At 57.7% G+C, this 6,168-nt stretch carries 4 protein-coding genes; 2 read left to right on the top strand and 2 right to left on the bottom strand.

What is annotated here, in order from left to right:
- Window positions 1-75: 75 nt before the first annotated feature.
- Both ACP7C6_RS23580 and yaaA read right to left on the bottom strand, forming a co-directional pair.
- On the bottom strand, window positions 76-1,392 hold the full coding sequence (locus ACP7C6_RS23580) for a nucleotide sugar dehydrogenase (protein ID WP_028618930.1): 1,317 nt from the start codon (window positions 1,390-1,392) through the stop codon (window positions 76-78).
- A 904-nt stretch (window positions 1,393-2,296) separates the two neighbouring features.
- Complete coding sequence (gene yaaA / locus ACP7C6_RS23585; RefSeq protein ID WP_311894643.1) at window positions 2,297-3,076, bottom strand: peroxide stress protein YaaA; 780 nt, start codon at window positions 3,074-3,076, stop codon at window positions 2,297-2,299.
- A gap of 120 nt (window positions 3,077-3,196) precedes the next feature.
- On the opposite strand from yaaA, the gene ACP7C6_RS23590 reads away from it, so the two are divergent.
- Together ACP7C6_RS23590 and ACP7C6_RS23595 are read left to right on the top strand one after the other, a co-directional pair.
- Entirely contained in the window at window positions 3,197-4,321 is a 1,125-nt protein-coding gene (locus ACP7C6_RS23590; RefSeq protein ID WP_123478252.1) for a polysaccharide deacetylase family protein, read from the top strand.
- Window positions 4,322-4,661: 340 nt separating this feature from the next.
- Complete coding sequence (locus ACP7C6_RS23595) at window positions 4,662-6,056, top strand: PhoH family protein (protein WP_003188745.1); 1,395 nt, start codon at window positions 4,662-4,664, stop codon at window positions 6,054-6,056.
- Window positions 6,057-6,168 lie beyond the last annotated feature (112 nt).

The raw sequence follows: 6,168 nt of genomic DNA on the forward strand, positions 1-6,168 counted from the left end.
TCCGAAGGTGATGAAGGCTCCCGGCTGCAAGCGCTGGGGATGGTTACGCTTGCAGCCCGGAACTGGCCGTTGCTGTTACCAGCAAATGCCTTCGGTACGACCGCTCGTGCTGGTGGCCTTGGACATGAAGCCCACCAGGTCGATCACTTGCTTGCCGTGTGGTGCGTTCTGCGCCAGGGCGCGGAACTTCTCATCGCGGTTGCCCAGGATGATCACGTCGGAGTTGTTGATCACGTCGTCGAAGTCCGAGTTGAGCAGGGACGACACGTGCGGGATCTTGCCTTCGATGTAGTCTTTGTTCGCGCCGTGGACACGGGCGTACTCCACGTTGCTGTCGTAGATGCTCAGGTCGAAACCTTTGCCGATCAGCATCTCGGCCAGTTCGACCAGCGGGCTTTCGCGCAGGTCATCGGTGCCGGCCTTGAAGCTCAGGCCCAGCAAGGCGACTTTGCGTTTGTCGTGGCTGGAGACGATGTCAAAGGCGTTCTGTACCTGGGACTCGTTGCTGCGCATCAGCGAGTTGAGCAGCGGCGCTTCCACGTCCAGCGAACTTGCGCGGTAGGTGAGGGCGCGCACGTCTTTGGGCAGGCACGAACCGCCAAAGGCGAAGCCTGGGCGCATGTAGTACTGGGACAGGTTGAGGGTCTTGTCCTGGCAGACCACTTCCATCACTTCGCGACCGTCGACGCCGACAGCCTTGGCGATGTTGCCGATCTCGTTGGCGAAAGTCACTTTGGTGGCGTGCCACACGTTGCAGGTGTACTTGATCATCTCGGCAACGGCGATGTCCTTGCGGATGATCGGTGCGTCGAGTTCTTCGTACAGCGATTGCAGGACATCGCCGGAGGCTTTGTCGAATTCGCCGATGACGGTCATCGGTGGCAGGTCGTAGTCGGCGATGGCGGTGGATTCACGCAGGAATTCCGGGTTGACCGCGACACCGAAGTCGACGCCGGCTTTTTTGCCGGAGCAATCTTCGAGGATCGGGATCACCACGTTGGCCACGGTGCCTGGCAGCACAGTGCTGCGTACCACTACGGTGTGGCGGGTGGCTTTATCGCGCAGGACAAAACCGATTTCGCGGCACACAGCCTCGATGTAATCGAGTTCCAGGTCGCCGTTTTTCTTGCTCGGCGTACCAACGCAGATCATCGACAGGTCGGTGTCACGGATGGCTTCGGCGAAGTTGGTGGTACCGCGCAGCCGGCCGGTCTGGATACCCTGGCTCAACAACTCGCCCAGACCTGGTTCAACGATTGGCGATTTGCCCGCATTGATCAGGTCAATCTTGTCCTTGGAGATGTCTACGCCAACCACTTCGTGGCCACGGGCAGACAGGCAACCGGCACATACTGCGCCAACGTAACCCAAACCAAATATGCTGATGCGCATCGCATTTACCTCTTTGTCATTGAAGACGTTGTCATTGAAGACGGTATTAATCATGCCAAATAGATGGCGAGTTCATGTTTGCAAGCGTTACTGATGCCACGGAAGTTAGGCGAATAGACGCCGACTTACCGCGTACAGGCATGTTAATTAGTGAGTGACTAACTATTGCACTCAAGTTGTGCGAAACTTGGCCTTGTTATTGGGGCTTGCCCTCAAATGCAGCCGGCCTTCCTGGGGGAAGGTGCCGACGCCAGTGCCGCAGGGTGCAGATAGAGGCTCTAAGCCTTTATTTATCAACACCTTGGGTGTCATCACTGACACATTTGGGTAAGCGCTGCCTTGGCCTGTAGGGGATAGCAATTCATCCTTATCGCCGCCCTCAACTCATATCAGTTGATGATATGACCCATGAGTCAAAGTTGATGGGGCAACTTCGCTACTTCCTTGGGTCGTTATGTAAGTCATCTCTTACAGGAACAGAGAATTTCGTTACCGGTGGTATGAGCCGTGCGTTTAGACGAAGTTCCAGGCCGCTCATCCTGTTTCCGGAAATTTCTTGAAATATTAGGAAAGATGGCACTGGTACTATATTGATAGCACTTGCTATTTGGACCAGTAGTTGTGGGGAGTTGGGAGGGAGAGATAGTTTTGTGCCACTAGTGTTTAAAAAAAGTGGTGCCACTACGAAAAAAAACGACGGATGTCGAGTGAAAGAATTGTTAGAGATGCGTCAGGATGTTTTTTGACGTCAAAATAATGACGATTAGCGAATTAAAATGCGGTTAAAAATGTGGGAGGGGGCTTGCCCCCGAAGACGGTGTGTCAGCTAAAGATAAGCTGGCTGATCCACCGCCATCGGGGGCAAGCCCCCTCCCACATTTGTTCATCAGTGTTCTCGGGAGCTTTATTCCGGTGCGTGATCGCGCAAGAACACCAGGTTATCCGGCTTCGACTGCTCCGCATTGAAGCGATAGCCCTGCACATCGAATTCCTTCAGCTTGGCCGGGTCGTTGATGCGCTCTTCGATCACAAAGCGGCTCATCATGCCCCGCGCTTTTTTGGCATAGAAACTGATGATCTTGTACTGGCCGTTCTTCAGGTCCTTGAACTCGGTGTTGATGATCCGCGCGTTCAGCGCCGTGCGCTTGACCGCCGAGAAGTATTCGTTGGAGGCCAGGTTCAGCAGGACGTCATCGCCTTGTTCAGCCAACGCTTCGTTCAGCCACTCGCTGATGCGCGTGCCCCAGAACGCGTACAGGTCCTTGCCACGGGCGTTGGGCAGTTTGGTGCCCATTTCCAGGCGATAAGGCATCATCAGGTCCAGCGGGCGCAGCAGGCCGTAGAGGCCCGAGAGCATGCGCAGGTGGTCCTGGGCGTAGGTGAAGTCGACGTCGCTGAAGGTCTCGGCATTCAGGCCGGTGTACACGTCGCCCTTGAAAGCCAGCAGGGCCTGCTTGGCGTTTTCCTGTGTGAACGCAGGAGTCCAGCTGCCGAAACGCGCGGCGTTGAGACCGCCGATCTTGTCGGATACGTGCATCAATTCGCTGATTTGTGCCGGGCTCAGTTCGCGCAATTGTTCGATCAACTCCTGGGAGTGGTCGAGGTATTGCGGCTGGGTAAAGCGCTGGGTCGCAGGCGCAGTCTCGAAATCGAGGGTTTTGGCGGGTGAAATCACCATCAGCATGAAGTCGTCTCCTGTAATCGTGGAAGGGATTCTAGGGGCTGGGGCGTTTTGACTCCACCTATGATGGCGATAGGCGTGATCCGCTATGATGGCCGGTGACTCTGGAGAGGGAGACCCCGTGTGCGAATAGCGCTTTTGTTATCGGCATGCCTGCTATGCCTGAATGCCCAGGCAGCGCCCGTCGATGTGGCGAGCCTGGACCGTGGTACCTGGCCCGAAAAGCTCGGCAGCCCGGCGCTGTTCGATGTGGCCTCACGCGCCGAAATCCTCATGTTCGCCCACAGCCTGCTGGCCAGTGAGAGCCAGGACGAAGCCGCGCTCAAGCAGCGCCTGGGCCTGAAGATCATCAACCTGTCCGCCATCGACGACCTGCGTCGCCAGCTCTGGCAGCGCTTGCTGGAGAACTATACGTTCGCCCAGCAGAGTTGCGAGGTCGACGCCTCGTTCTGCTATCTGGTAGAGAACATGGACGATCTGCGCGAGCAGGCTGGCAAGTTCGAGGTGAGCGAAGACTCCTTCTATATAGGCTGGGCCAACCCCAGCCATGTGTTCCATGAACGTTATTTGGACGAGCTGCTGCGCAAGGCCGCGCTGTTCCCGCAGATCAGCAGCGAAGTCGCGCGCTTCGGCGACCATGAGCGCAAGGGTGATGAATTCAACGACCGCCTGTTCCTGCTCACCTTCGACGGTGGCCCTGCGCCGGTCAGCGGCAATACCGATTGGCTCACCGACTACCTGCGCAAGCAAAAAATGAACGCCACCTTCTTCGCCCTCGGCAGCAGCCTGCAAACCCGTGTCGAGCGCAGTTCGGTTGCCGATGTGCAGGCGCTGTACCAGGGCCAGTGCGTCGGCACCCAGGGCTGGCAGTATCGCTCCCACAGCCATTGGGTGGAGTGGCAGAGCTCGATCACCCGCAGCGCGTCGTTGGCGCAGAACCTGATGCCGGAAAACTACGTGCCGCTGTTCCGTCCGCCCTATGGCCAACGTCGCGCGGACAGCCAGGGTTTCTTTCAAGCCCAGGGCTTGCAGGTAGCGTTGTGGGACATCGACTCCCAGGACGAACCCGGCAAGCTCAAGGCCGATGAATCAGCGCAACGGGTGCTGACCTTGATGCTGCTGTGGCGCAAAGGCGTGATTGTGTTTCACGACACCCAGGACAAGGCGCGGGTGGCTTTACCCATGCTGTTGCAGGCGACGGCGCAGAGTGGTCTGGGGTGGCAGGACTGCCGGGAGGCGTTTCGCTGAAGTGCCCGGCCCTGTTGGGGATTAGGCGTTTTCGGGGTGATTTTGTGCGACATTTCGATGCAGGCGGACTTCCGACTTTAGCGGGGTACGGGGGGCTCGGCTAGTGCTATTCGTCATCCTGAAAAATAAACTTCAAAAAAGCGTCAAAGTGCTTTTTTCTGTCACACGTTTTGCGGTATTACGAAGTCAGATCGCCGAACCCTGCAGCACAGGTGGCGTCTTCCAAGACTCCTCAGGTGGGCACTGCGCTTGACGTCACTCAGGTGCAGTCGGTGGTCGAATCGAGGCGCAGCACCGCCCAGGTATTGCGTCGACTGGCTCCCACAAAAGGTGACCGAGTATGGATGATCATGGACGTAACCCTTCTTCCGACCAGCCAATCCTTTATGTGCTTGATACCAACGTACTGATTCACGATCCAAACGCACTGCTCAACTTCGAAGAACACCACGTCGCCATCCCGATGATCGTGCTTGAGGAGCTCGACAAACTCAAAAGCGGGCACCACAGCGTTGCCGCCGAATGCCGCCAGGCGATCCGCCTGATCGACAAGACATTGGGCGAAGCGTCGCCGGAGGACGTCGAAGTCGGCGTACCGATCCAGCGCGGCAAAGGCGGGCCCAAGGGCTTGCTGTCGATTCTGATGAGCAAGCGCAGCGAGCCCAACAGCCTGCTGCCGGAGAATCTGAACGACAACAAAATCATCAACCAATTGATCGACCTGCACGCCCGCGACAAGGACCTGCGCGTAGTGCTGGTGACCAAAGACATCAATATGCGCCTCAAGGCCCGAGCGTGTGGGATCGCGGCCGAGGACTACAGTACCGACCAACTGGTCGACGACGTGTCGATGCTGTCCCGTGGTTATCACATGATGACCGGCTCGTTCTGGGACCGCGTCAGCAAGGTCGAAACCCGTCAGGACCATGGCCGCACCTGGCACCAGGTACAGCTGATCGACAACCTGCCGGCCGTGCATATCAATGAATTTATCGTCGACGAACAAGGCTTCGTGGGCTGGATCAAAGAAATCCAGGTCGACAAGCTGCTGATCCTCGACCTGCATCAGGAACCCCTGTTGCACCAGGAAGCCTGGGGCCTGAAACCGCGTGATATCTACCAGAGCCTGGCGCTGTACGCGCTGCTCGACCCGGACATCCACCTGGTCAACCTGACCGGTGCTGCCGGTTCCGGTAAAACCATTCTCGCCCTGGCTGCCGCCATCGAGCAGACCATGGTGACCAAGCGCTATCGCCGCATCATCGCCACCCGCAGCGTGCAGGGCCTGGACCAGGAAATCGGCTTCCTGCCCGGCACCGAAGCGGAAAAAATGGAGCCGTGGCTGGGGGCGATCACCGACAACCTTGAAGCCTTGCACATGGATGACGAAAACACTCATGGCAGCGTCGACTACATCCTCAGCAAAGTGCCGTTGCAGTTCAAATCCCTCAACTACATCCGAGGTCGCAGCTTCCAGCAAAGCCTGATTTTGATCGATGAATGCCAGAACCTCACCCCGCACCAGATGAAAACCATCATCACCCGTGCCGGCGCCGGCTCCAAAGTGGTGTGCCTGGGCAACCTGGCACAGATCGACACCCCTTACCTGTCCGCGACCAGCTCCGGGCTGACTTACCTGACGGAACGCTTCAAAGACTTCCCGAACGGCGTGCACATTGCGCTGCAAGGGGTTCCACGTTCGATTCTGGCTGAATACGCAGAGTCTCACTTGTAAACACTACACACTGCAGGAGCCGGGGTGGCCGGCCAGGGGGCCCCCCGGCCCCCAACGCCCGCGCCACCGCGCCGACACCCAAAAACACCAGAGGCAAAATAAACCACGCGGG

Origin of the sequence: Pseudomonas sp. TWR1-1-4 (assembly GCF_049897165.1) — a bacterium.
Classification (GTDB): Bacteria; Pseudomonadota; Gammaproteobacteria; order Pseudomonadales; family Pseudomonadaceae; genus Aquipseudomonas; species Aquipseudomonas canadensis.